Annotated in this window: 3 protein-coding genes; 2 read left to right on the top strand and 1 reads right to left on the bottom strand. The window is 71.8% G+C overall.

Annotation, left to right across the window (positions count from 1 at the left end; all coding sequences use genetic code 11):
* Positions 1-218: 218 nt before the first annotated feature.
* Positions 219-845: a TetR/AcrR family transcriptional regulator gene (locus AB8Z36_RS31485; RefSeq protein WP_369216798.1), complete on the top strand. Its 627-nt coding sequence runs from the start codon at positions 219-221 to the stop codon at positions 843-845.
* Positions 846-892: 47 nt separating this feature from the next.
* Here AB8Z36_RS31485 and AB8Z36_RS31480 read toward each other — a convergent pair whose 3' ends face one another.
* On the bottom strand, positions 893-2,434 hold the full coding sequence (locus AB8Z36_RS31480; RefSeq protein WP_440582046.1) for an amidohydrolase family protein: 1,542 nt from the start codon (positions 2,432-2,434) through the stop codon (positions 893-895).
* A gap of 304 nt (positions 2,435-2,738) precedes the next feature.
* Between AB8Z36_RS31480 and AB8Z36_RS31475 the strand changes: the two genes are divergently transcribed.
* The gene (locus tag AB8Z36_RS31475) at positions 2,739-3,644 is read left to right on the top strand and encodes a GntR family transcriptional regulator (RefSeq protein WP_369216797.1); all 906 of its coding nucleotides are present in this window, start codon (positions 2,739-2,741) and stop codon (positions 3,642-3,644) included.
* Positions 3,645-3,703: the final 59 nt, after the last annotated feature.

The following is a 3,703-nucleotide window of genomic DNA, read 5'->3' as shown; positions in this document are numbered from 1 at the left end:
CCCCTGTCACCGCCGCCCCGACCAGCAGCGCCGCTAATGAGGTGGCGACCCGCAAGCGCCATGGGCGGCGCCCTGCCTGCTCCGTCGCCGCMCGCTCCCCCGACACCTGTACCCCTGCCTTCATGCCCGCAGCCCCCGTCCGCTCGACGCGTCGTTTTTACAATATGAGCATACGGTTTAAGCGTCCGCAAGACCCGCTCCCGGGATACCCTGACGCCATGCCGAAGGTCGTCGATCATCAAGCCAGGCGCATCCAGGTCGCGGACGCGGTCCAGCGGCTGGTCACTGAACAGGGCCTGGACCGGGTGACCGTGGCGCGCACCGCCGAGGCGGCGGGAGTGTCCGTCGGCCATGTGCAGCACTACTTCGCCACCAAGGACGAGATGCTGCTCTTCACCTACGAACGCGTCGTGCGGAAGATCCTCGAACGGGTCTCGGCACTGGAAGAACGCTCCAGGCGCGAGCAGTTGCCGATCCGGGACGTGGTCGTCGACGGCCTCGCCGAGTGGCTCCCTGTCGACGCCGACCGGCGCTCGGCCCACCGGGTGACCCTGGCCTTCGTCGGCCGCACCGTGGACAACCCCCACCTCGCCCGGGCCCACGCCGAGACGGGTCGGCACATCCGCTCCATGCTGGCGAGGGCTGTGCACAACGGCAAGGAGTGCGGTGAGGTGCCCGCCGACAGCGACCCGGATCTCGCCGCACTCGAACTGCACAGCCTGGCCGAGGGCCTGGCCCTTCAGCTCGGCTCCGACGCCGACACCACGGCTTGCCGTACCGCCCTGGCCCTGGTCTCGAAACGGGTGCGGGCCGTCTTTCCCGGGCGCTGCCGGCAATTCGGCTGACACCGCCGTCCGCGTCCAGGCGGCAAGGTGCGTTCAACCCGATGACGTCAGGTGCGGGGGCGCCGCGCGTGGCGGGTGGTGCCGTCCGGGTCCGGGTCCACTCGCTGGATGCGGGCGCGCCGTACGACCTTCGGTCCTATTTCGGCGGCTCTGCGGACGAGCGCGGGGCCGTCCCAGGTGGTGGGCCAGCCGTGCCACAGCCGTAGCCTGCCGTCCGTGAAGACCGCGGTGATCTGGTCACGGTCGGCCAGCCGGACCAGTTCCCACGACAGGTCGTAGGACGGGGTGAGTTCGGGTACGCGCAGGTCGACGAGGAGGAAGTCGGCGGCCTTGCCGACGGCGATCTCGCCGGTCACCTTGCCGAGCCCGACGGCGTCGGCGCTGAGGGCGGTGGCGTGGGCGATCCACTGGCGGCCCGCGCCGCACGTGGAGTCGCCGGACATCATGCCGTAGGTCAGGCGCTGGGCGCTCTCCGCCGCGTCGATCAGCCGGAAGCCGTTGCCGCGCGTGCCGTCGGTGCCGATGCCGAAGCGGATGCCCATGGCCTGCCACATCAGGGCGTGGGCGACGGCGTTGCCCTTCCACGCACTGGCCACCGGGTTGTAGCTGACCGCCGCGCCGGTGTCGGCGAGCACGCGCATCTCGTCGGGGGTGAGCAGGGTGGCGTGGGAGCCGAGGGTGTGAGCGTTGAGGGCGCCGATGTGGTGCAGGTAGGACACCGGGCGGCGGCCCACGCTCTTGAGTGAGCGTTCCACGGACGCCAGGTGTTCGTTGACGTGGACCTGGAAGACCGCCCCCGCCTCCGCGCACAGGTCGGCGGTCTTCTTCAGTACGTCCGCCGTGGCGTCCTCGGGGACGGGTATGGCGAGCGAGGGGTGGATCAGCCGGGAGTGCTCGAAGCGCGCCAGGTGTTCCTTGCCGCCCTTTCCGTCGGAGACGACCTTGGACAGCACACAGCGCAGTCCGGCCTCCTCGGCGGCCTTGGCGATGATGCCCACGTCGACGGGGGCGCGGGTGCCCGCGTCGGCGGCGGTGGTGAACCCGCCGCGCAGCGCCTCCAGGGCCGCGAGCTTCGCGGAGAGGTGGGCGCTCTCCTCGTCCAGGGCGTGTTCCAGCGGCTCCCAGACGGTCTTGAAGATCTCCGACGGCTGTCCGAACGCCTGAGCCTTGCCGAAGCTCTGCGTCAGGTGGTGGTGGGAGTCCACGAAACCCGGCATCAACAGGTGGCCCTTCAGCCGTACCGTGCGGGCGTCCGGGTGCGCGCGGGTGAGCTCATGGACCGGTCCGACGGCCCGGAAGGTGCTGCCCTGGACGAGTACCGCACGGTCCTTGACCGGCCCTTCCGGCAACAGGACCACGTCCGGTACGAGCAGCAGGCGCTTGCCGCCGAAGTCCTCCGGGCCGAACGCGTCGCCCTCCGCGGCGGCCGCCGGTCCCGCCCCGGCGGCGCCGAGCAGGCCGCCGGTTCCGACCAGTCCGGCCCCGACGACGAAGCTGCGGCGCCCCACGCCGCGTATCTCTCCCGCTTCGGGTGAGTTGCTCTCCCCGTCCTCGTCCGACGGCCCGTCCTGCCATGCCTGCTGCACCACCGCATGCTCCTTCGTGTTCGCACAAGGAAGACCCGGCAGCGCGGGGCGGCCGGGGGCGCCGACCCTAGGCGAGTCCGAAAGGTGGAACAAGCGTTTCGACAAGCGGAAATGGAGCGCGTGCTTCGGGTCGGATCGTCGACCGGCTTCTCTCCTCGGCTCCGTCGGGGCGGCTGGGTGGCGCAACGGTTCCTCGCTCCGCGCCCCCTCGCACGTCACAGGCGTCGCCGCAGGTCAGGGCAGGTGGCGTAACGTGCTGGAAACATTGGCGCCCTAGGTTTTCGCGGGTGCCGACCGAGGAGATCCCATGAACGCCTCGCCCAGCGAGCCTCCGTCCACACCCTTGGCCCCGAACTCGACTCCGGAGCCGGTCCTGGCCCCGGCGATGCCCCTGAGCCCGGTCGGCCGACGGCGTCCCCGGGCCGACCGGGCCCGGCAGGTCGCCGAGGTGCTGCGCCGCCAGATTGCCTCGGGGGCGTTCCCCTCGGGTGTGCTGCCCGACGAGCGGGTGCTGATCGCCGACTTCGCGGTGTCGCGCAACACCGTCCGGGAGGCACTGGGCGTACTGCGCGACGAAGGTGTGGTCGAGCGGCGCCAGGGCGTGGGCACGGTGATCGTGCGGCGGCCCTACGAACACACCCTGGAGCGGCTGACCGGCCTGGCCGAAACACTCGGCACGCACGGTGAGGTGACCAACCAGGTGCGCGTCGCGGACGTGGTGCGCCCGCCCGGCGACGTGGCGCGCAAGCTCCGCGTCCCCGACGGCGGCCGAGTGGTCCACATCGAACGGCTGCGGCTGCTGGACGGGGTGCCGCTCTCCCTCGACCTCACCTACCTCGCCGCTGACATCGGGGAGCCGCTGCTCGACGCCGACCTGGCCGGGCGCGACCTGTTCGGGCTCATCGAGCAGTCCACCGGTCAACGGCTCGGCTCGGCGAGCGTCACCGTGCACGCGGTGGGCGGTGACCCGCATACGTGCGCGCTGCTGGACATCCCCGCCGGTTCGGCGCTGTTCACCGTCGAACGGCTGACCAGGATGCCCGACGGGCGCCCGGTGGACCTGGAGTTCCTGCGCATCCGAGGCGACCGGCTGGCATTCCGCGCCGAACTCGTGCGCTCCACGCCGGAACCGCCCGCGCTGAACGGGCCGCCCGCACCGGGACCGCCCGGCCCGGATGACACCCGCGGGCGAGGGACGGGGGACGACCGGTGAACCCCGATGCCCGGAGCAGGGGGCACACCCGCGGGCGGTTCCGGCGTGGAGCGCACGAG

The sequence above is a fragment of the Streptomyces flavofungini genome (genome assembly GCF_041028215.1).
In the GTDB taxonomy this organism is placed as follows: Bacteria; Actinomycetota; Actinomycetes; order Streptomycetales; family Streptomycetaceae; genus Streptomyces; species Streptomyces flavofungini_B.
Note: the sequence above shows the minus strand (reverse complement) of the source record. Positions and strands in the feature narration are given on the sequence as shown.

Bases quoted from the DNA above. Each gene is read 5' to 3' on its own strand.
- AB8Z36_RS31485 (WP_369216798.1), top strand. From the start codon at position 219: ATGCCGAAGGTCGTCGATCATCAAGCCAGGCGCATCCAGGTCGCGGAC.
- AB8Z36_RS31475 (WP_369216797.1), top strand. From the start codon at position 2,739: ATGAACGCCTCGCCCAGCGAGCCTCCGTCCACACCCTTGGCCCCGAAC.